The 21,339-nt window shown below is 70.0% G+C and carries 19 protein-coding genes and 1 riboswitch; of the genes, 5 read left to right on the top strand and 14 right to left on the bottom strand.

Annotated features, from left to right (window positions below; all coding sequences use genetic code 11):
* The first annotated feature begins 58 nt into the window (after nucleotides 1–58).
* The 3 genes from ACGTNG_RS08660 (at nucleotide 59) to thiE (ending at nucleotide 1,912) form a co-directional block, all read left to right on the top strand.
* Nucleotides 59–325 carry a hypothetical protein gene (locus ACGTNG_RS08660; RefSeq protein WP_394576611.1) on the top strand — a complete coding sequence of 89 codons (267 nt, stop codon included), beginning with the start codon at nucleotides 59–61 and terminating at the stop codon, nucleotides 323–325.
* Nucleotides 326–366: 41 nt separating this feature from the next.
* A riboswitch (TPP riboswitch) is annotated at nucleotides 367–466 on the top strand.
* A 35-nt stretch (nucleotides 467–501) separates the two neighbouring features.
* The gene (thiM, locus tag ACGTNG_RS08655; protein ID WP_394576610.1) at nucleotides 502–1,308 is read left to right on the top strand and encodes a hydroxyethylthiazole kinase; all 807 of its coding nucleotides are present in this window, start codon (nucleotides 502–504) and stop codon (nucleotides 1,306–1,308) included.
* Nucleotides 1,298–1,912: a thiamine phosphate synthase gene (gene thiE / locus ACGTNG_RS08650; RefSeq protein ID WP_394576609.1), complete on the top strand. Its 615-nt coding sequence runs from the start codon at nucleotides 1,298–1,300 to the stop codon at nucleotides 1,910–1,912. Before thiM ends, thiE begins: the two co-directional genes overlap by 11 nt.
* A gap of 83 nt (nucleotides 1,913–1,995) precedes the next feature.
* Here the strand turns inward: thiE and ACGTNG_RS08645 are convergent, their stop codons facing one another.
* Nucleotides 1,996–2,718: a metal-binding protein ZinT gene (locus ACGTNG_RS08645; protein ID WP_394576608.1), complete on the bottom strand. Its 723-nt coding sequence runs from the start codon at nucleotides 2,716–2,718 to the stop codon at nucleotides 1,996–1,998.
* A 315-nt stretch (nucleotides 2,719–3,033) separates the two neighbouring features.
* On the opposite strand from ACGTNG_RS08645, the gene ACGTNG_RS08640 reads away from it, so the two are divergent.
* Both ACGTNG_RS08640 and ACGTNG_RS08635 read left to right on the top strand, forming a co-directional pair.
* The gene (locus ACGTNG_RS08640) at nucleotides 3,034–3,312 is read left to right on the top strand and encodes a PepSY domain-containing protein (RefSeq protein WP_394576607.1); all 279 of its coding nucleotides are present in this window, start codon (nucleotides 3,034–3,036) and stop codon (nucleotides 3,310–3,312) included.
* A 10-nt stretch (nucleotides 3,313–3,322) separates the two neighbouring features.
* Nucleotides 3,323–3,892 (top strand): cytochrome b/b6 domain-containing protein, encoded by a 570-nt coding sequence (locus ACGTNG_RS08635; protein ID WP_394576606.1) that lies wholly within the window; start codon nucleotides 3,323–3,325, stop codon nucleotides 3,890–3,892.
* Between the two features lie 109 nt (nucleotides 3,893–4,001).
* Here ACGTNG_RS08635 and ACGTNG_RS08630 read toward each other — a convergent pair whose 3' ends face one another.
* The 13 genes from ACGTNG_RS08630 to ACGTNG_RS08570 form a co-directional block, all read right to left on the bottom strand.
* On the bottom strand, nucleotides 4,002–4,892 hold the full coding sequence (locus ACGTNG_RS08630) for a DMT family transporter (protein WP_394576605.1): 891 nt from the start codon (nucleotides 4,890–4,892) through the stop codon (nucleotides 4,002–4,004).
* Nucleotides 4,893–5,000: 108 nt separating this feature from the next.
* On the bottom strand, nucleotides 5,001–6,425 hold the full coding sequence (locus ACGTNG_RS08625) for a serine hydrolase (RefSeq protein WP_394576604.1): 1,425 nt from the start codon (nucleotides 6,423–6,425) through the stop codon (nucleotides 5,001–5,003).
* 161 nt (nucleotides 6,426–6,586) lie between these two features.
* The gene (locus tag ACGTNG_RS08620; RefSeq protein WP_394576603.1) at nucleotides 6,587–9,349 is read right to left on the bottom strand and encodes an HD domain-containing phosphohydrolase; all 2,763 of its coding nucleotides are present in this window, start codon (nucleotides 9,347–9,349) and stop codon (nucleotides 6,587–6,589) included.
* Nucleotides 9,350–9,470: 121 nt separating this feature from the next.
* Entirely contained in the window at nucleotides 9,471–10,241 is a 771-nt protein-coding gene (locus ACGTNG_RS08615; RefSeq protein ID WP_394576602.1) for a TSUP family transporter, read from the bottom strand.
* A gap of 81 nt (nucleotides 10,242–10,322) precedes the next feature.
* Complete coding sequence (locus ACGTNG_RS08610) at nucleotides 10,323–10,712, bottom strand: putative zinc-binding protein (RefSeq protein ID WP_394576601.1); 390 nt, start codon at nucleotides 10,710–10,712, stop codon at nucleotides 10,323–10,325.
* Between the two features lie 28 nt (nucleotides 10,713–10,740).
* A complete protein-coding gene (locus ACGTNG_RS08605; RefSeq protein ID WP_394576600.1) occupies nucleotides 10,741–11,484 on the bottom strand; it encodes a Crp/Fnr family transcriptional regulator in 744 nt (247 codons plus the stop codon).
* On the bottom strand, nucleotides 11,444–12,700 hold the full coding sequence (locus ACGTNG_RS08600; RefSeq protein ID WP_394576599.1) for a molybdopterin molybdotransferase MoeA: 1,257 nt from the start codon (nucleotides 12,698–12,700) through the stop codon (nucleotides 11,444–11,446). Before ACGTNG_RS08600 ends, ACGTNG_RS08605 begins: the two co-directional genes overlap by 41 nt.
* Complete coding sequence (moaB, locus tag ACGTNG_RS08595; RefSeq protein WP_394576598.1) at nucleotides 12,697–13,281, bottom strand: molybdenum cofactor biosynthesis protein B; 585 nt, start codon at nucleotides 13,279–13,281, stop codon at nucleotides 12,697–12,699. Before moaB ends, ACGTNG_RS08600 begins: the two co-directional genes overlap by 4 nt.
* 115 nt (nucleotides 13,282–13,396) lie before the next feature.
* Nucleotides 13,397–14,218 carry a peptidylprolyl isomerase gene (locus ACGTNG_RS08590; RefSeq protein ID WP_394576597.1) on the bottom strand — a complete coding sequence of 274 codons (822 nt, stop codon included), beginning with the start codon at nucleotides 14,216–14,218 and terminating at the stop codon, nucleotides 13,397–13,399.
* A gap of 187 nt (nucleotides 14,219–14,405) precedes the next feature.
* The gene (gene narI / locus ACGTNG_RS08585) at nucleotides 14,406–15,089 is read right to left on the bottom strand and encodes a respiratory nitrate reductase subunit gamma (RefSeq protein ID WP_394576596.1); all 684 of its coding nucleotides are present in this window, start codon (nucleotides 15,087–15,089) and stop codon (nucleotides 14,406–14,408) included.
* A 12-nt stretch (nucleotides 15,090–15,101) separates the two neighbouring features.
* Entirely contained in the window at nucleotides 15,102–15,887 is a 786-nt protein-coding gene (gene narJ / locus ACGTNG_RS08580) for a nitrate reductase molybdenum cofactor assembly chaperone (RefSeq protein ID WP_394576595.1), read from the bottom strand.
* Entirely contained in the window at nucleotides 15,880–17,436 is a 1,557-nt protein-coding gene (gene narH, locus ACGTNG_RS08575) for a nitrate reductase subunit beta (protein ID WP_394576594.1), read from the bottom strand. Before narH ends, narJ begins: the two co-directional genes overlap by 8 nt.
* Nucleotides 17,433–21,200 (bottom strand): nitrate reductase subunit alpha, encoded by a 3,768-nt coding sequence (locus ACGTNG_RS08570; protein ID WP_394576593.1) that lies wholly within the window; start codon nucleotides 21,198–21,200, stop codon nucleotides 17,433–17,435. The genes narH and ACGTNG_RS08570 overlap by 4 nt, the downstream gene beginning before the upstream one ends.
* Between the last annotated feature and the right edge of the window lie 139 nt (nucleotides 21,201–21,339).

Genomic DNA, 21,339 nt, shown 5'->3' with positions numbered 1-21,339 from the left:
CCGTAGCGTCAGGGTCCGGGGCCGATGTGCGGCCCGACCACGACGAGGAGACGACCGCATGAGCACGATCACGCTGGATGCCATCCCCACCCAGGCCCGGCAGGCCCGCGGACTGGTCGTCGCGGGCCTGCTATTGTTGGCCCTCGGCGCGCTGCTGGTCGGCTGGCAGCCGGTAGCGGTGCCACTGGAACTGGTCGCCCTGGGGGCGTCTGGGCTGGTGCTGATGTTGCCCGGGGTGATCCAGCAGGAGGAGACCATGGAGGCCCTCTACTGCCTGACCCTGGCGAGCCTGATCACCCTGGCAGGCATTCAGCTGCTGGCCTGACCCCCGCTCTTTACAGCCGCCGGGGCGACACGGATAGTGGGGCCTGACGACGGGGGCGCCGCGGCGATTGGCCACGGCTGAGACGCACCCTTGGAACCTGACCCGGACAATGCCGGCGTAGGGAGTCGTGCCGCGCCGGCCGCCGCCGCGCGACACCTCCCCGCCGGGGAGGCCCCATGCACCACATCGATCCCGCCGCGCACCTGGCCCGGGTGCGCGAGACCCGCCCACTGGTCCACAACATCACCAACCACGTGGCCATGAACAGCATGGCCAACGTGCTGCTGGCGCTCGGCGCCTCGCCGGCCATGGTCCACGCCCGCGAGGAAGCCGCCGAGTTCACCGCCCTGGCCGGCGCCCTGACGATCAACATCGGCACCCTCTCGCCCCACTGGGTCGATGCCATGGAGGCCGCCGCGCTGGCCGCCGGAGAGACGGGGCGACCCTGGGTGCTCGACCCGGTGGCGGTCGGCGCCACGCGCTACCGCCGCGAGACCGGCGCGCGACTGCTGGCGCTCTCGCCGGACGTGATCCGCGGCAACGCCTCGGAGATTATCGCCCTGGCGGGCGGCGCCGGCGGCGGACACGGCGTGGACAGCACCGCCCCCTCCGAGGCGGCCCTCGCGGCCGCCCGCCGCCTGGCCGAGCATACCGGCGGCGTGGTGGCGGTGACCGGCGAGGAGGACCTCGTGACCGACGGCCGGCGCCTCGCCCGGGTGCACGGCGGTCACCCGCTGATGCCCCGGGTCACCACCCTGGGCTGTGCGCTGACCGGCGTGGTGGCGGCCTTCCTGGCAGGCGCCGACGACCATTTCGAGGCGACGACGGCGGCGCTCGCCGGCTACGCCGTGGCCGGCGAGCTCGCCGGCGAGGTGGCCCGCGGCCCCGGCAGCTTCGCGGTCGCCTTCCTCGACGCCCTCTATCACCTCGACCACGAGGCCCTCGCCGAGCGGGCCCGCCTGGAGATGACCGATGCCCCTTGATCTCTCACTCTATCTCGTCACCGACGCCGGCCTCTGCGCAGATCACGGCCTGGAGGAGACCGTCGCCGCCGCGGTGCGCGGCGGCGTGACCCTGGTGCAGCTGCGCGACAAGCACGCCAGTGACGCCGAGATGATCGAGCAGGCCCGCCGCCTCAAGGTGCTCCTCTCCGGCACCGGCGTACCGCTGATCATCAACGACCGGCTGGAGGTGGCGCTCGCCGCGGGCGCCGACGGCCTGCACATCGGCCAGGACGACGGCGACGTGGCCCGGGCCCGCGCCGCGCTCGGTCCGCAGGCGATCCTCGGGCTCTCGGTGCAGACCCACGAGCAGCTCGCCCGCCTCGACCCGAGCGCCCTGGACTACCTCGGGCTCGGCCCGGTGTTCGCCACCCCCAGCAAGCACGACCACGCCGAGCCGCTGGGCTTTCACGGCCTGGCCGCCCTGGTCGCGGCCAGCCCGCTGCCGAGCGTGGCCATCGGCGGGCTCAAGGTCGAGCACGCCGAGGAGGCGTACCGGGCGGGCGCCGGCGGCCTGGCGGTGATCTCCGCCATCTGCGGCACCCCGGATCCCGAGGCCGCCGCCCGCGCCTTCCCGCGCCGCTGACGACGCACCCCATATGATGACGTGCCCCTTCAGCATGACGCCCCTCTCAGGGAGGGGCGTCGTCGTGACGATGGGCAGGCGAATCAGTGCGCCAGCATCTCCCGCACGATGCCGTCACCGTCCAGGTGCGAGGGATAGTAGGTCGGCCAGTGCGTGACCTCCTCCAGCAGTGCCTCACGATCGTCACCCCAGTAGAGGTGGAAGTGGTCCGCGTCGGTCGGGGTGATGGCATGGTCGCTGAACTGGATATAGCGCGGTAGCGCATCGCCGCCGGTTTCGAGCTCGAAGACGTATCTCACGCCTCGATTGCCGGCTGCGTAGGTCAGAACCTCGTAGCCGTCGTACACGTAGTCGCCGGACCTCGCCTGTCCATTCTCGTGGAAGGTGACGGAATTCCCGTCGATCACGAGGCGATCGACGTCGGTCCGATAGCCCCTGTCGTAGTACTGCTTGATCTCTTCGGCCGTTTTCTCGGCGCTCCGCTCTGCCTTGTGGGCCAGCACCTCATCGAGGGTGCCATCCTGCAGGTAGGGGTAGAGCGACTGCCAGTCGCCTGCCCAGTCTGACAGTGACCGGTCCTCGATCTGGCGATCCGCGAAATACCCCGCGTAGATGTCGTCATCGTGATCGTGGCTGTGGCTCTGCTCGTGCTCGTGCTCGTGCTCGTGCTCGTGCTCGTGCTCGTGCTCGTGCTGAGCAGCATCGTGGTCGTGCTGATGGCCAGCGTGGTCTTGCCCCTGGGCCGTCGTGCTCAGCAGCAGGAGGCCCGCTAGCGGGGTGAGAAGGCGAAATGGATGGCGTGTCATGGGATCTCCCGGTCGGATAGGTGGACGCTGCTTCAAGCGCAACAAGATATGTTATAACATAACAATAAAGCCACCCTCATACCCGAAGGGGCCACGCCATCTAGAGGACGACATCGGCGTCGCCACGATGCGATGCGACGCCGGCTACCCGACGCCGTGCCGGCCGTCGGGTCTGGGTGATGCGCCGAACGCCCTTAAGCCTCTCGTAAGCTCGATGTTCGATGATGCGACGGTCCTCCCGCCATCGGCGGCCGGGGGACAGCATCGGCCACCGTCTGGGTGGCCGTTCGATACCGACACTCTGGAGGTACTGACATGAAGCGCACCCTGATTACCGGCATCCTCGTCTCCGGCCTGATGGCGGTCAGCCTGACGGCCCTCGCCGGGCCGACCTGCACCGAGGCGCCTCAGGAGGAATGGATGAGCGAGGAGGCGATGCAGCAGCAGATCGCCGACATGGGCTACGAGATCAAGGAGTTCAAGACCACCGACGGCAACTGCTACGAGATCTACGGCTGGGACGATCAGGAGCGCCGCGTCGAGATCTACTTCAATCCGGTCGACGGCAGCATCGTCAAGCAGGAGATCGACTGAGGGAGGCCGCATGATGAGAGCCAAGGCGAGTCGTCGGCGGGTCCGCGTCTGGGATCCGCTGGTGCGCATCGTGCACTGGTCGCTGGTGGCGGGCGTGGCGGCCAATGCGTTTCTCACCGAAGAGGGCGAGCGCTGGCATCAGTGGATCGGCTATGGCGTGGAGGCACTGATCGGCGTGAGGATCCTGTGGGGGTTCGTTGGCCCCTGGCCGGCCCGCTGGACGAGCTTCTGGCCGACCCCCGGGCGCCTGCGCGCGGCGATCGCCTCTGGCACGGGGGGCTCGGCGGCCGCGTCGCCCCCAGGGATCACCCACACCCCGCTGGGGGCCGTGATGATGTTGACGCTGCTGGCCCTGCTGCTGGGGCTCGGTGCGACCGGCTTCATGATGGAGGAGACCGACCGCTTCTGGGGGGTGGAGTGGGTCGAGGAGACCCATGAGCTGATGAGCAATGCGATCCTCGTGCTCGTGCCGCTTCACGTGCTCGGCGCGCTCTGGGAGAGTCGCAAGCGCCGCGACAACCTCATCGCGGGCATGCTCCACGGCGACCGGCACGCCCCCGAGGAGACGGCCTCACGCTGATCGGCCCTGCCCGGACCGGCCACGCAGAGCACGCCCCCCCTGGCCCGGACGTGCCGACAGGCCGCCGGCGATTCCTGCTGACGCCGGTTCCCGCCTGGCGGCACGAGCCTCAGGCCGTAGGCCGGCGCTTCAGGGTGGTGCGCCGCTCGTGGTGGGCGATCGCCAGGCCGCTGGCGATGATCATCGTGCCGCCGACGAAGACCCACAGATCCGGCACCTCGCCCCAGAACCACCACCCCAGGCCCACGGCCCACAGCAGGGCCGTATAGTCGAAGGGCGCGACCAGCGCCGCCGGGGCGTAGCGAAACGCCAGGGTCAGGCCGGTCATGGCGCCCACCCCGAGCACCCCCGCCACCAGGAAGGCCGGCCAGTGCAGCGGGGCCGGCGTCTGCCACACCCAGGGCAGCGTCATCGCCGAGACCGCGAGCGGCACCAGGGTGGTGTAGAAGACCATCGCCCAGAGGTGCTCGCGATCGCCGTAGCGCCGCGCGGTGAGCATGGTCAGGGCATAGAACACCGCCGCGCCGACCACCACCAGGGCCCCGGGCTGGAAGCTCGCGCCCCCCGGGCGTATCACCACCAGCACGCCGAGAAAGCCCAGCAGCGTGGCGGCGAGCGTCGGCCCATCGACCCGCTCGCCGAGCAGCGGCACCGACAGGAGGGTGACGAAGAGCGGCGCGGCGAAGGCGATGGCCGTGGTCTCGGCCAGGGGCAGCAGGGTGAGGCCCCACATGAAACAGATCATGGTGCCGCTGAAGATCAGGCCACGCAGCAGGTGTACCCCGGGGCGCCGGGTGGTGAGGGTCCGCAGGCCGCCGTTGAAGCGTGCGATCAGGGCGATCAGCGGCAGCGACACCAGGGTGCGAAAGAAGATGATCTGCAGCGGCGAGTGCACCTCGCCCAGCCACTTGGTGATGGCGTCGCCCAGTGCCAGGCAGAACACCCCCAGGCACATGAAGCCGATGCCCTTGAAGGTGGATGACGAGTAGGTCGATGACATGCCGACGGCCCTCCCTGGCGGCGACGAAAACAACCACCCCGCCGGCCCGGAGGCCGGCGGGGTGTCAGAGAGCTCAGGCTAGTCGGTGGCGCTAGCCGGGGCAAGGACTCAGAGGCTGGCCTGGACCACCATGCACTCCATGCCCTGAGCCACCAGGCGACGACAGGCGGTATGCGCCTGTCCCTCGTTCATGTCGACCAGTCGGGCGCGGTAGACGCCGGCGGACTCGGCGCTGCCCACGGCGACCCGCGCGTTGGCCAGCTCGCTGGCCAGGCGATCGGCGGCTCGGGCGGCCAGGCTGCGGGCGTGGCCGGCATCGCTGAAGGCGCCGACCTGAACGCCCCAGCGGCCCCCGGCGAGGGAAGGCGCTGCGGTGCCGTCATCGGCGATCAGCTCGCGAATCGGATCCTCGGCCGATCCCTGCGTCGGGGCCGCCGCCTCGGCCGCGACGGAACGCTCGACGCGGGAGATGCGCGGCGGCGCCACCGGCTGCGGCGCGGCGGCGATCGGCGCCGCTGCCGTGACGGGGGCCGCGACCTCACGGCGCGCCGGGGCGATCGCGCTCGGCGCCGAGCCGAGGCTCGCCAGGCGCACGTCGCGGCCGACCGGCTGCCCCGGTGTCTGGGGCTCGCCGGGCATGAGGCGGCCGCCGGAAATGTCCGCGTTGGCCAGCCAGCCGCGACCGTCGGCCAGGGACGCCCGCATGAAGCCGCGATCCAGCAGGTCGGCGGTATGCGCATCCCGCGAGGCGGCGGTGAAACCGCCCATCACCACGGTCAGCAGGCGGCGATCGCCGCGCACCGCCGAGGTGGCGACGTTGAAGCCCGAGGCGCGGATGAAGCCGGTCTTGAGGCCGTCGGCGCCGGGGTAACTCTTCAACAGGCGGTTATGGCCGGTGATGGTCTTGCCCCGCCAGGTGAAGCTCGTCCGCGAGAAGCGCGGGTAGTACTGGGGAAAGTCGCGCATCAGGTGGCGCGAAAGCACCGCCATATCGCGTGCGGTCGTGACCTGTCCGGCATCGGGCAGGCCGTTGGGGTTGCGGAAGACGGTGTCCTGCATGCCGAGCTCGCGGGCCTTGTCGGTCATCATCTGCGCGAAGCGGGTGTCGCTGCCGCCCAGGGCCTCGGCGACCACCACGGCCACGTCGTTGGCCGACTTGATCACCAGCGCATCGATGGCCGTCTCCACCGGGATGCTGGAGCCGGGCTTCACGTAGAGCTTGGAGGCCGGCTTGGAGGCCGCGTAGGCGGAGACCGGCAGCGGCTGCCCCATGCTCAGCCGGCCCTCCTCGAGCGCCTCGAACATCAGGTAGAGCGTCATCATCTTGGTCAGCGAGGCGGGATAGCGGAGCCGGTCGGCGTTCTCCGCGTAGAGGATCTCCTGGCTATCGGCATCGATGACGATGCCGGCATAGCGGGGATTGCCGGCCTGGGCGAGGCCAGCGTTCAGCAGCAAGAAGGCCAGCAGCAGGCAGGCCAGCAGCGAGCAGACGCCCCCCGTACGGCGCCGGATAGTTGTTGTGATAGGCACCATGATGCGTTCCCTCGAAGTTGCTCCAGTGACTCCTAGACATTATGGCTAGCCTCCGCGTCCTGTACAGGGTGAAGATCAGACTTTTCGCCGATTTTTCGACTGACTTCCCCCGAGTGACGCAGGCTGACGACGGGCGGCCGCCGTGGCGAGTTTCCTCACGGTCATGACAGCGGATGCGCCAGCCCTGCCTCGGCCTTGAGGGCCGCGATATCCACGCGATCGACCTGCTCGGGCTTGAGGAAGCGCGCCGCGTAGTCACGCCAGACCCCGCTGTCGAGCAGCAGCAGGAAGACCTGGGGGTCCAGGTGCCCCTCCCGGGCCATGCGCGCCAGGATCGACAGCGACTGCGACAGCGGCATGCCCGGCTTGTAGGGCCGATCGGCGGCGGTCAGCGCCTCGAAGACATCGGCCACCGCCATGATGCGCTCCTCGAGGCTCGCCTCTGCCATTATCAGGCGCCGCGGATAACCCCGGCCGTCCATGCGCTCGTGATGGTTGCCGGCGATGGCCGGCACCCGGCGCAGGTGCGCGGGCCAGGGCAGCGAGTCCAGCATGATGATGGTCTGGACGATGTGCTCCTGGATGCGAAAGCGCTCCACGTCGTTGAGGGTGCCGCGGGCCACCCGCAGGTTGTAGAGCTCGCCCTGGTGGCCGGCCACCTCGGGCGGGCGCATGTCGAAATGCCAGCGGTTGTCGGGATCCTCCGGCGCCACCGGCGGCGGCCGGGTCTTCCAGGCGATGAGATGCCGCGGGCGATCCGCGAGCAGCGGTTCCGCCACCGGCAGGGTGGGCTCGGGCTCCCGTGCCAGCCGACCGGCCTCCTCTTCCGAGACCCCGAGTCGGTCGTCGAAGTGGCGCCACCAGCGCCACGCCGCGATCTCGGCGAGCGCGCGCGCATCCTCGCCCTCGGCGAGCCCCTGCCAGTAGGTCACCTCGGCGTCTCGCCACAGCACCTCGAAGCGCATGCGGATCTCGTGCAGGCGGTTGTAACGGGTCTCGAGCTTGGTCGCCTTCTCCATCACCTCATCGGGGGTGGTCAGCTTGCCGCAGTCGTGGAGCCAGGCGGCCAGGTGAAACACCGCGCGCCGTTCCTCGTCCACCGTCTCGTCGGCGAAGGGACCGGTGCGGTCGCGCGCCACGCCCTGCAGCAGCATCTCGGCGAGCTGCGGCACCCGCGAGCAGTGACCGCCGGTATGCGGCGACTTGGCATCGGTGGCGCCGGCGATCAGCTCGACGATGGCATCCAGCAGCCGCTTCTCGCCCTCGAGCAGCCGGCGCATCTCGATGGCCACGGCGGCCATCCCGGATATCTCCTCCACGAAGCGTCGCCACGGCTGGTCGTCCCCCGTCGCGACGTCGCCACGCAGGGCCAGCAGCAGCAGTCCCTGGCACTGCCCGCGGCGATTGCACAGCGGCTGGACCAGGTATCCGCGCTCCTCGAACTCGTCGCGCAGCGTCGCAAGCCCCGCCGCCTCGAGCACCAGTCGCTCGGGCAGCGACGCGGCCCCGACAACCCCGCCCACCTCGGCCGCGCGGGTGAAGTGCGAGGCCTCGGCCTCGTCCACCAGGTAGATGGCGCCATGCTGGCTCGCGGTGATGCGCAGCAGGTCGTCGAGGATGCCGGCGAGCATCGTCTCCAGGTGGGGCTCACTGCTGAGTGTGCGGGTCATGCGCTGGAAGTCGGTGATGCTGCCGACCATGCCCGCGAGCGCCTGATTCAGCTGCTGGACCTCGCGGATCGGCGAGGCGGTGCCGCGATAGCCGGCGAAGTCGAACTCGGCCAGGGCGCGCACCTGGTCGGAAAGCGAGCGCAGGGGACGGCCGAGGCGGTGGCCTACCCAGATGCCCAGCGGCAGCAGGACCAGCACCAGCCCCCCGGCCACCAGCAGCCGCTGCCAGAGCAGGCGACGCGTGCTGGCCAGCAGCTCGTCCTCCGGCACCGCCAGCAACAGGTGCGCCTGGACATCGTCCATGGCCTGGAACGGCAGGCGCATACCGAACCAGGCCTCGTCCGCCTCCCGAAAGCGCGTCGACGGGCCGTCGCCCTCGAGGGCGTCCAGCCGGGCGAGCACCGGGTCGCCCAGCTGCGCCAGGGTCGCCAGGCGCGTGCCCTCGGCGGTCTCGACCAGCAGGCTCCCGACGTCGGGATGGGCCAGCATGTGCCCCTGTATCGAGACCGCCGCCAACCGCGTCCCCGGGGTGAGCTTGAAGCCCGCCATCTCGTCGCCCAGGTCCGCCAGGGAGACGTCGATGCCCAGCACCGCGCGCCGGTGATGGCTGCGGCGCGCCAGGGTGACGCCGATCTCGTGGGTGGTGAAGAACGCATAGGGATCGGTCAGGTGCTCCCCGTTCGCGGCCATCGCCGCGCGGTACCAGGGGCGGGATCGGGGATCGAAGTCATAGTCCGGCATGACCCGTCGCCCGAGCATCGCCAGCTCGGCGTCATAGAGCCGCCATTCGCCGACACGACGCCCGCCGGGCTCCCGGGAGATCGCCTGCAGCAGGTAGCGGGCCCGCTCGGCCCCGTCGATATCCGGCAGGCGATCCTGGTCGGCCCGCGCCGCGGGGCGCAGCAGCAGGAAATCGCCGTTGTCGTAGCCGATATAGACGGCACTGGTCACCGCGTGGGCATCCAGCGCCGCCGCCAGCATGGGCAACGCCGCCAGGCGGTCGTCCAGGCGGCGCGCCTCGCCCAGGTTGGCCCGGGCGAGCAGGCGCAACATCATCCGGCCCGGTTCGATCAGCCGGCGCGAGCGCTCCTCGGTGGTCGCGGCGAGCTGATGGCTGGTGTCCTGCATGGCGCTGACCAGGATGCGATCCGCACCGCGGGCGCCGTGCCAGAGCAGCACCGCGGCCAACATCAGCATCAGGGTGACGATCGCCAGGACCGTCAGCGCCTGGAGAGAGAGGGTACGACGCGGCATGGCGGGATCCCGTGGCAGCCTGGGGCGGGGCCGGCGCGGGCCGGTCACGCCTCTCAGCATATGTCACGGGCCAAGAGCCCTCTCGCCCGGCGGGATGGCGGCTTTCAACGGCGCCGCGGGCTCACCCCAGCTCGAGGCCCAGGCTCTGGGCTCCGAGCCAGGCCAGCCGCAGGGCGAGCAGCGTCAACGCCCAGCGGAAGAGGACATCGAAGCGCCGCTCGGAGAGGCGATGCAGCAGGCGCAGCCCCAGCCAGGTGCCCATGAAGCCCGCCGCCACCATCGAAAGCATCAGCGCCAGCCACTCATGGAAGACGAAGCCCGCCATGCCAAAGACGAAGGCCTTGGTCAGGTGCTGAGCCACCATGCAGGCGGAGAAGGTCGCCACCTTGGCCAGCCGCCCCGCCTGGCGCTGCTTGATGAAGGCCGCCACCACCGGTCCGCTGGCGCCGACCAGGCTGGAGAGCAGGGTCGTCACCGCGCCGACGACCAGGGTGCCGACACGCCCCAGGGCGCGCCCGGGCAGCCCCGGCCCCCAGCAGGTGAAGAGCACGAAGGCGGCGATGCACAGCTCCAGCACCCCCGCCGGCAGCCGGATCAGCAGCCAGGCGGCCGCCAGGGCGCCGAGCGCCACCCCGGGCAGGAAGGCCAGCAGGGTGGCGCGATCGATATGGCGCCAGGTCATCACCGTGCGGCCGACGTTGGAGCCCAGCTGCACCATGCCGTGCACCGGAATCAGCGCCGCCGCGGGCATCACCTGGGCGAGCGCCATGATCATCAGTACCCCGCCCCCGGCGCCGACCGCCGCGGTGAATGCCGAGGTGAGCATCGAGAGCAGGATCAGCAGCAGGTTGAGCGAGGCGGCGAGCGGCGAGAGGCCGTCGAGCAGCACCATGGGATCCCCTTATCGTATGAGGGGCCCACTATAGCGAAGCTCACCCGGCTTCGCCGCCCGGCGCGGGAGCCCTCGGCGGGCTCAGGTCTCGGCCGTCATCGGCAGCCGGGCGATCAGCTCGCCCACCCGCTCGGTGACCGCGGCGATGGTCGCCTCGTCGTAGCGCCGCCCCTTGCGCTTCGTGAGGCCCTGCTCGTAGAGCCGCACGTGCTCGGTGGGCGCGACGTCGGCGTTAGCCAGGCAGTGCTCGGCGCAGTGCATCTGGCAGCCGTCGATGGCCACGATGGGGCGCCCCGAGCGGGCGGTACGCACCAGGCCCGGTACGCCGCCGCCCACGCCGGCGATGCAGGACATCTCGGCGTCTCGCCGGTGATCCAGTCGCAGGGCGACCTCGTTGGCGAGCTGGGCCACGTCGGAGCAGCCCGAGCAGGCGTAGATAAGGGGACGGGATCGGTTGGCGGTGCGGGACATGCGGCCTCCCAGGACGACGGCCGTCGCGTCAGTCGTCGTCGAGCATGAAGTCGCGCAGCGCGTGCTCGTCGAGCACGACCAGGCGCTGGCGATCGATGGAAATGACGCCCTCCTCGCGCAGCCTGGCCAGCAGGCGCGACAGGGTCTCCGGGGTCATGGCGAGCTGCGCGGCCAGCCAGCGCTTGGGGATGGTCAGGCGCACCACCTGCTGCCCCCGGTGATGGCCGGCGGGCAGCTGGCGGAGCAGATAGCTGACCAGCCGCGACATGGCGTCGCCCTGGGTAAGCAGGGCCAGGTCCTCGAGACGATCGGTGAGCTCGAGGGCCAGGCGGCTCATGAACTCCGCTCGGCACTCGGGGTCGCGATCGAGGATCTCGCGACAGCGCGTGGCAGGGAGCGCCAGCACCTGGGTACGTCGCAGCGCCTCGGCGCAGTAGAGATAGACCCCTTGTCCCGAGACCATGCTCAGCTCGCCCAGGGTGCCGCCGCGCTCGACGCAGCGGATGGTGGCCAGCCGGCCGTCGCGGCCGCTGCGCACCAGGCGCACCAGGCCGTTGATCACGATGTAGACCCGCCGGGCCGGGGCATCCTGGCGAAACAGCCACTCGCGGCTCGCCAGGGTGCGGACCCCGGCATCCTTGAGCAGCCCCTCGAGGGCCTCGTCGTCGAGGCCGCCGAGCCACGGCACCCCGCGCACCAGCTCGCGGAGGTGACGCGGCCGCAGCAGCAGATCAGTCGCGGAACTGGGCTCCTGGGCAGTATCCATAGGCATGGCCTTCCTCCACGGGCGTATCGGCATCGATGATCAGGTAGCCGTGGGCCTGGCTGGCGGCGCCGAGCATATGCGAGCCCTGGCCGCCGGCCAGCCGCGCCACGGGGGCGCCGGTGCGCCAGTCGAGCACCACCCGCAGCAGCTCGCGGCGGCCGCGGCTCGCGCGGCGCGTGAAGCCGGCGGCGACCGGGAAGCGCTCGAGTGGCGCGGGCGCGCGCCCCTGGCGTCCCTGCACGAAGGGCAGCGCCAGCAGCTGCCAGCCCACCAGCGAGGCCACCGGGTTGCCGGGCAGGCCGATCAGCGGCGTCCCGGCCTGAAGCGAGGCGCCTAGCCAGCCCAGGGCGAAGGGCTTGCCAGGCTTCATGGCCACGCCGTGGAAGTCGATGCCGCCGAGGCGCTCCAGCACCGGGCGCACGTGATCCTCCTCGCCCACCGAGACGCCGCCGGTGCAGAGCACCAGGTCGGCCGCGTCGCGGGCCTCGGCGAGCACGGCGGCCAGCGCCTCGGGGGTATCGAGCACCGGGCCGAGGTCGAGCACCTCGCAGCCCTGCTCGGCCAACAGGGCGCGCAGCATCGGGCCGCTGCTGTCGTAGACGGCGCCCGGCCGCCAGGCCTGGCCGGGGGCGATCAGCTCGTCGCCGGTGGTGACCAGGGCCACCCGCAGGCGCCGCTGCACCGTGACGGCGTCGAGGCCCTGGCTCGCCAGCAGGGCGATGGCCGCGGCGTCGAGCCGCGCCCCCGCCTCCAGCAGCGTCGCGCCGGCGCGGCTCTCCTCGCCGCGACGGCGGATGTTGGCCCCCGCGGCCAGCTCGCCCGCGACGTGCACCCGCCCTTCGGCGTCCAGGCACACCTTCTCCTGGGGCACCACGGCGTCGGCCCCCAGCGGCATCGGGGCGCCGGTGAAGATACGCGCGCAGCCGCCCTCGGGCAGGCGCGTCACGCCGGCCCCGGCCGGCACGCGCAGTCGCACCGGCAGGCCCTCGGGCGCGCCGGCCAGGTCGTCGAGGCGCAGCGCGTAGCCGTCCATGGCGCTGTTGTCGACGCCGGGCATGTCGAGGGTCGAGCGTGCCGGCTCGGCCAGCACCCGGCCCGCGGACGCCTCCAGCGATACGCGCTCGAGGCCGGCGATCGGCCGGGCGGCCTGGACCATGCGGATCCGGGCCTCGAAGAGGTCGAGCAGGCCGGGGGTGACGACGTCCGCGCAGCCGCAGTTCATGCCGTCGCTCCCTGCGTCGCGTCCTGGTCAGAGGTCGCCTGGCGGGAGGCGCAGGGCGCGACCTGGGGGCGCACCATGGCGACGAAGTTGCAGGGTCGAGTGCGCGCATCCAGCTGCTCGACCAGGATGTCGTCCCAGGCGGTGGCGCAGGCCTTGGGCGAGCCGGGCATGGCGAACACCAGGGTGCGGTCGATCAGCCCGGCCACGGCGCGGGACTGGATGGTCGAGGTGCCGATGGTGACCAGCGAGCGCTGGCGGAAGAGCTCGCCGTAGCCGTCGATGGCCTTGTCGAAGAGCGGCGCCAGGGCCTCGGGGGTAGTGTCGCGCGGCGTGAAGCCGGTGCCGCCGTTGACCAGGATGGCCTGGATGTCGTCGCGCACCACCCAGGCCGAGACCACGGCACGCAGGCGATAGACGTCGTCGGGCACGATCTGGCGCTCCGCCAGGCGGTGACCGGCGGCGGTCAGGCGCTCGGCGAGCAGGTCGCCGCTGCCGTCTTCCGCGAGGCCGCGGGTATCGGAGACGGTGAGCACGGCGATGCCCAGGGGCGCGAAGGGCGTATTGGCAGAAACATGGGACATGGGGATCCTCCTTGCCGAGAATGGTGAGCCGGCACTCACACGAGGGGAATGACGCGTATCAAGAAAGCGCGAGATCCCGCCACGCCTCGGCGGGCGGGCCCTCGCGCGGCCGGCGTCACTGCATCAGGGCGCTGCCGCCGTCGTCGTCGAGGGAGAGGCCCTCGACGCCGATCTCGGCCTCCAGCGCCAGCAGGTAGTGGCGCAGGGCGCGGCGCGTGGCCTGCTCGCGCAGGCTGTGGCGGACCCGCTCGGCCACCTGCTCGAAGGGCAGCGCGCGCCCCTCCTGGCGCTCGTCGATGCTGACGACGTGCCAGCCATAGCGCGAGGCCAGCGGCCGCTCGTGGAGCCCCACGGGCAGGTGCTGCAGGGCCCGGTCGAGTTCGGCGACGGTCTGGCCGGGCGCGAGCCAGCCCAGCTCGCCGCCCGCGTCCTTCGAGGGACAGGCGGAGTGGCGCTGGGCGAACTCGGTGAAGCGCTCGGGCGCGGCCGCCAGCTCGCGGATCAGCTTCTCCCCCTGGCGATAGCCGGCGTCGCGCGCCTCAGCATCGTCCGGCGCCGCGGGCAGCAGGATATGGCGCACCTTGAGGCGGGTCGGCTCGCTGAAGCGCTCGGGGTGGGCGGCGTGGAAGCGCCGGCAGTCGGCCTCCGCGGGCTCGGGCACGTCGAGTTCGCGCTCGAGCAGCGCGGCGATGGCGTCATCGGCCTCGTCGATCTCCTCGCCAGCGGCCTCGGCCAGGCCCAGGGCCTCGGCCCGCTGGCGCAGCAGCTCGCGCACCACCAGCGCCCGGGCCGCCTGGAGCTGGGCGGTGCCGGCGCTGTCGGCGGGGTGGTACTGCATCTCCTCGGCGATAGCGGCCTCGGCGATGACGGCCTCGCCGACCCGGATCGGGGGCGGGCTGGCGCCCCCGGGAATCATCTCGATATCGATCTTCTGCATGACTAAATCCTTGAATCCTTGGTGCACATGCGCCGGTTCTCGAAGGCGCCGGGGGCAGGCCGAAGAGGGGGTCCTATGCCAGGGATGGCATCGGAAGCGCCCAGGGAGGGGTTCACAGCGCCCCCGGAGGGCCGGCCCCGCTCGTAGGCCTGTCGCCGGCAAAGCCCGGCCCCGCGTCTGCTGAGCCTCAGCCCCGCTTGCGCACCAGCTGGTAGCGGCGGGTCACGTAGCCGAAGGGCACGCTCCACACGTGCACCAGGCGCGAGAACGGGAACAGCAGGATGATGGTCAGGCCGATGAAGATATGGATCTTGTAGATCCAGGAGACCTCGGCCATGTAGTCCGCCGCCCCGCCGCTGAAGAAGACGATGGACTGCGCCCAGCTGGAGAGCGTCAGCATCATCGCGCCGTCCAGGTGACCCAGGGAGAAGATCACGGTGATCAGGCCCAGCGCCGCCTGGAAGACGATCAGCCCGAGGATCACTGTATCCATGGTGCTGGAGGAGGCCTTCACCCGCGGGTTGGTCAGGCGACGGTAGAAGAGCATGGCACCGCCCACCACGCAGAGGACCCCGGCGATGCCGCCCACCACGATCGCCAGCAGCTGCTTGGTGCCGGCGTGCAGGAAGGGCGCATAGACCCAGTGCGGCGTCAGCATGCCGAACAGGTGGCCGAAGAAGATCACCAGGATGCCGATATGGAAGAGGTTGCTGGCCAGGCGCATGTTCTTGGACGAGAGCATCTGGCTGGAGCCGGTCTTCCAGGTGTACTGGCCGTGGTCGTAGCGCAGCAGGCTGCCGACCAGGAACACCGTGCCGGCCAGGTAGGGGTAGTAGCCATAGATGAGGTGTTGCAGGTATTCGCCAATCATGACGGTTCTCCTTTAGCGTTCGGTCGGGCCGCGGTCGGCCGGGCCACTGCCGGGCATGATCCTGACGGGGTCGCTGGGCACGGCCTGCTTGCGCTCGGCGAGGCGGCGGCCCTCGGCGGACTGCAGGGCGCAGTCCTGGTCGGAGGCGGCGGAGAAGCGCACCGCCTCCTCTTCCCAGACCTCGTCCAGCGCCTCGGGGGTGTCGTCGGGCGCCTCCTCCTTAACGCTGTCTCGGTGGGCGTCGACATCACCCTCGGCGCCGATCAGCGCCAGCAGCGCCAGCGGCACCAGGGCGTGGTCGGCGTCGCGCTCCTCGAGGCGCGCGACGAGCAGCGCCAGGATGTGGCGAATCTCGCCGAGCCAACGGCCGATGTCGGCCTCCGGTCGGGTCGAGAGGTACTCCAGGAACAGCGGCAGGTAATCGGGCAGCTCCCGGGCATCGAGCTCGAAGCCCGCGGCGCGATACTCGGCCAGCAGGTCGACCATCGCCTGGCCGCGGTCGCGGGACTCGCCGTGGACGTGCTCGAAGAGCAGCAGCGAGGTGCTGCGCCCCTTGTCGAACAGCGCCACGTACTCGGCCTGCAGCTCCAGCAGGTCGGCCTCGGCCAGCCGCTGGCACCAGTCCATCAGGGCGGTGCGCAGCGCGGCCGGCAGCCGGCGCTCGGCGTCGATCAGCTCGATCATCTCGCCGGCGGCACCCTGCAGGGCCTCGCCGGGGTAGTCGAGCAGCCGGGCCAGCACGCGCAGACTCAGCATCTCCGGCTCCGTCGCGGGGTGTTGGATCGCGGCCTCAGTCATGACGCACCTCCTCGGCATGCGGATCATAGGTTTCCACCGACTTGACCAGGGTGGTGGTGGTCTTGCGCCCGCCGAACAGGCTCTCGCTGCTGTCGCCGTGGCAGCCGTCGCCGAAGCTGAAGCCGCAGCCGCCGCGCTCGGGGAAGGCCTCGGTGGCCATCTCGCGGTGGCTGGTCGGGATCACGAAGCGATCCTCGTAGTTGGCGATGGCGAGGTAGCGATACATCTCCTCAACCTGGGCCTCGGTCAGCTCGACCTCGTCGAGCACCTCGGTGGAGGTCTCGCCCTCCACGTGCTTGCCGCGCATGTAGAGGCGCATCGCCATCAGGCGCTTGAGGGCCAGCACCACCGGGGCCTCCTCGCCGGCGGTGAGCAGGTTGGCGAGGTACTTCACCGGGATGCGCAGCGACTCGATCTTCGGCAGCACGCCGTCGTACTCGACCTGGCCGGCCTCGGCGGCGGACTGGATCGGCGACAGCGGCGGCACGTACCAGACCATCGGCAGGGTGCGGTACTCCGGGTGCAGCGGCAGCGCCAGGCCCCAGTCCATGGCCAGCTTGTAGACCGGCGAGGCCTGGGCGGCGGCGATCACGTTGTCGGTGATGCCGTCTTGCTTGGCCTGGGCGATCACCTCGGGGTCGTGGGGGTCGAGGAAGATCTCGCGCTGGCGGTGGTAGAGGTCACGCTCGTCGGGGGAGCTCGCCACCTCCTCGATGCGATCGGCGTCATAGAGCAGCACGCCGAGGTAGCGGATGCGCCCCACGCAGGTCTCGGAGCAGATGGTGGGCTGGCCGGCCTCGATGCGCGGGTAGCAGAAGATGCACTTCTCGGACTTCCCGGTCTTCCAGTTGTAGTAGATCTTCTTGTAGGGACAGCCGGAGATGCACATCCGCCAGCCGCGGCACTGGTCCTGGTCGATCAGCACGATGCCGTCCTCTTCGCGCTTGTAGATCGCGCCGCTGGGGCAGGACGCCACGCAGGTCGGGTTCAGGCAGTGCTCGCACAGCCGCGGCAGGTACATCATGAAGGTGTTCTCGAACTGCCCGTAGATGTCGGCCTGGATCTTCTCGAAGTTGGCGTCGCGACGCCGCTTGGCGAACTCGGTGCCGAGGATCTCCTCCCAGTTCGGGCCCCACTCGATCTTGTTCATGCGCTGGCCGGAGATCAGCGAGCGCGGCCGCGCGGTGGGCTGGTGCTCGCCCTGCTTGGCGGTGTGCAGATGCTGGTAGTCGAAGGTGAACGGCTCGTAGTAGTCGTCGATCTCCGGCAGGTCGGGGTTGGCGAAGATGTTCGCCAGCACCCGCCACTTGCCGCCGATGCGCGGCTCGATGTGGCCATCCTTGCGGCGCAGCCAGCCGCCCTTCCACTTCTGCTGGTTTTCCCACTCCTTGGGATAGCCGATGCCGGGCTTGGTCTCGACGTTGTTGAACCAGGCGTACTCGACGCCCTCGCGGCTGGTCCAGACGTTCTTGCAGGTCACCGAGCAGGTGTGGCAGCCGATGCACTTGTCGAGGTTCAGGACCATGCCTACCTGGGAACGAATCTTCATTTCACGGCCTCCTGCTCGTAGTCGTTGCCTTCGCCATCCAGCCAGTCGATCTTCTTCATCTTGCGCACGATGACGAACTCGTCGCGGTTGGAGCCGACGGTGCCGTAGTAGTTGAAGCTGTAGGAAAGCTGGGCGTAGCCGCCGATCATGTGGGTCGGCTTCGGGCAGACCCGGGTCACCGAGTTGTGGATGCCGCCGCGGGTGCCGCTGATCTCGCTGCCCGGCATGTTCAGGATCCGCTCCTGGGCGTGGTACATCATCGCCATGCCGTTCTTGACCCGCTGGCTGACCACGGCGCGGGCGGCGATGGCACCGTTGGCGTTGTAGAGCTCGATCCAGTCGTTGTCCTCGACGCCGATGGCTTTCGCATCATCCTCGGAGAGCCAGACGATGGGACCGCCCCGGGACAGGGTCTGCATCAGCAGGTTGTCGGAGTAGGTGGAGTGGATGCCCCACTTCTGGTGCGGGGTGATCCAGTTCAGCGCGATCTCCGGATTGCCGTTGCCCTTGTCGTCGGCCAGGCTGACCGCCGCCTTGGTGTCGATGGGCGGCCGGTAGACCAGCAGGCTCTCGCCGAAGGCGCGCATCCAAGGGTGATCCTGGTAGAACTGCTGGCGACCGCTGACGGTGCGCCACGGGATCAGCTCGTGGACGTTGGTGTAGCCGGCGTTGTAGGAGACGTGCTCATCCTCGAGGCCCGACCAGGTGGGGCTGGAGATGATCTTGCGCGGCTGGGCCACCACGTCGCGGAAGCGGATCTTCTCCTCCTCCTTGGGCTCGGCGAGGTGGGTGTGGTCGAGCCCGGTGATCTTGGAGAGCGCGTCCCAGGCCTTCACCGACACCTGGCCGTTGGTCTCCGGCGCCAGGGTCAGGATCATCTCGGCGGCGTCGATGGCCGACTCGATCCGCGGGCGGCCCTTGGCCGGCCCCTCGGTCTTGACGTGATTGAGCTTGCCGAGCAGGTCCACCTCCTTCTCGGTCTTCCAGCTGATGCCCTTGCCGCCGTTGCCCAGGTTGTCGAGCAGCGGGCCCGCGGAGGTGAAGCGCTCATAGGTCTCGGGGTAGTTGCGCTTGACCTCGATCAGCGCCGGCATGGTCTTGCCGGGGACCGGCTCGCACTCGCCCTTCTTCCAGTCGCGCACCTCGACCTGGGCCAACTCGGCGGGGGAGTCGTGCTGGTGCGGCAGGGTGACCAGGTCGGTCTCCTCGCCCAGGTGCCCCACGCAGGCCTTGGAGAAGGCCTTGGCGATGCCCTTGTAGATCTCCCAGTCGCTGCGCGACTCCCACGCCGGGTCCGTCGCCGCGGTCAGCGGGTGGATGAAGGGGTGCATGTCGGAGGTGTTGAGGTCGTCCTTCTCGTACCAGGTCGCCGTGGGCAGCACGATGTCCGAGTAGAGGCAGGTGGTGGACATGCGGAAGTCCAGGGTCACCAGCAGGTCGAGCTTGCCCTCGGGCGCCTCGTCATGCCACTTGACCTCCTCGGGCTTCTGGCCGCCGAACTCGCCCAGGTCCTTGCCCTGGATGCCGTGGCGGGTGCCGAGCAGGTACTTGAGCATGTACTCGTGGCCCTTGCCGGAGCTGCCCAGCAGGTTGGAGCGCCAGATGAACATGTTGCGCGGGAAGTTCTGGGGGTTATCCGGGTCCTCGGCGGCGAAGGCCAGCTGGCCGCTCTTCAGCTGATCCACGGCGTAGTCGGCGGTGCTCATGCCGGCGGCTCTGGCGGACTCGGCCAGGCGCAGCGGGTTGGTGCCGAGCTGTGGCGCGGAGGGCAGCCAGCCCATGCGCTCGGAGCGCACGTTGAAGTCGATCAGGCTACCGGGATAGTCCTCGGCCTTGGCCAGCGGCGAGAGGATCTCCTTGATCTCGAGCTTCTCGTAGCGCCACTGGCTAGAGTGGTTGTAGAAGAAGGAGGTGGAGTTCATGTGGCGCGGCGGGCGCTGCCAGTCCAGCCCGAAGGCCAGCGGCAGCCAGCCGGTCTGCGGGCGCAGCTTCTCCTGGCCCACGTAATGGGCCCAACCGCCGCCGCTCTGGCCGATGCAGCCGCACATGACCAGCATGTTGATCAGGCCGCGGTAGTTCATGTCCATGTGGTACCAGTGGTTCATGCCGGCACCGACGATGATCATGCTGCGTCCGCGGGTCTTGTCGGCGTTGTCGGCGAACTCACGGGCGATGCGGGTCGCCTGCTCGGCCGACACGCCGGTGATCTTCTCCTGCCAGGCCGGGGTGTAGGGCTTGATCTGGTCATAGGAGGTCGCGCCGTCGTCTTCCCCGAAGCCGCGGTCGATACCGTAGTTGGCACACATCAGGTCGAACACGGTCACCGCCAGCGCCTCGGAGCCGTCGGCCTTCTTCAGGCGCTTGACCGGCAGGCTGTGGAACAGCAGCTCGTCGCTGGCGCCGCCGCTCTTGACGTGGTCGAAGTGCTCGTGGGCGATGCCGCCGAAGTAGGGGAAGGCGACCTTCGCCACCTCGTCGTGGTGCTCGGCCAGAGTCAGCAGCGGCGCGATCTCGGCGCCCTCGGCGTCCAGCGGCTCGAGGTTCCACTTGCCCGTTTCGTCCCCGGTCTCGCCCCAGCGGAAGCCGATGGAGCCGCGCGGCACCACCAGCTGGTCGCGGGTCTCGTCCCAGGCGACGGTCTTCCACTCGGGGTTGTTGCCCTGGCCCAGGCTCGCCTCGAAGTCGCTGGCGCGCATCTGGCGGCCCGGCGCGTAGCTGCCGTCCTCGCGGGCCTCGAGCTCGACCAGGAAGGGCATGTCGCTGTAGCGGCGCACGTAGTCGGTGAAGTAGGCGCTGGGCTTGTCGAGGTGGAACTCCTTGAGGATGACGTGGCCCATGGCCATCGCCAGGGCCGCGTCGGTGCCCTGCTTGGCGGAGAGCCACTCGTCGGTGAGCTTGGAGACCTCGGCGTAGTCCGGGGTGACCGACACGGTCTTGGTGCCCTTGTAGCGCACCTCGGTGAAGAAGTGGGCGTCCGGGGTGCGGGTCTGGGGCACGTTGGAGCCCCAGGCGATGATGTAGCCGGAGTTGTACCAGTCGGCGGATTCCGGCACGTCGGTCTGCTCGCCCCAGGTCATCGGCGAGGCCGGCGGCAGGTCGCAGTACCAGTCGTAGAAACTCATGCAGACGCCGCCGATCAGCGACAGGTAGCGGCTGCCCGCGGCGTAGCTGACCATCGACATGGCGGGGATCGGCGAGAAGCCGATGATGCGGTCCGGGCCGTACTGCTTGGCGGTGTAGACGTTGGAGGCGGCGATCAGCTCGTTGAGCTCGTCCCAGTCGGCGCGCACAAAGCCGCCCATGCCGCGGGCGCGCTTGTACTGCTTGGTCCTGGCCGGATCCTCGACGATGGAGGCCCAGGCATCGACCGGGTCGCCCTTCTCGGCGAGCGCCTCGCGCCACAGCGCGATCAGCGGCTTGCGCACCAGCGGGTGCTTGAGGCGGTTGGCGCTGTAGATATACCAGGAGTAGCTGGCGCCCCGCGGGCAGCCTCGCGGCTCGTGGTTGGGCAGGTCGGGCCGAGTGCGCGGGTAGTCGGTCTGCTGGGTCTCCCAGGTGACCAGGCCGTTCTTGACGTAGATCTTCCAGCTGCACGACCCGGTGCAGTTCACCCCGTGGGTGGAGCGCACGACCTTGTCGTGCTGCCAGCGCTGACGGTAGCCGTCCTCCCACTCGCGTGACTCCTGACGGAGTTCGCCATGCTCGTTGGCGAAGGGCTCACGGGCCTTGCGGAAGAAGTTCAGCCGATCGATGAAGTGACTCATGGTCGCTCTCCAGGCTCCTCGAAAAGATGCGTGACCGCTCCGGGTCACCCCTCCTGCACCGCCGCCTTGCGTCGCTCGCGGCCAGGGTCGTTGGAGCCGATTCTGGGTGATCGTCACGCCGATTACTGCCCGGTTACCT

Origin of the sequence: Halomonas sp. B23F22_3 (genome assembly GCF_043496965.1) — a bacterium.
Taxonomy (GTDB): domain Bacteria; phylum Pseudomonadota; class Gammaproteobacteria; order Pseudomonadales; family Halomonadaceae; genus Halomonas.
Note: the sequence above shows the minus strand (reverse complement) of the source record. Positions and strands in the feature narration are given on the sequence as shown.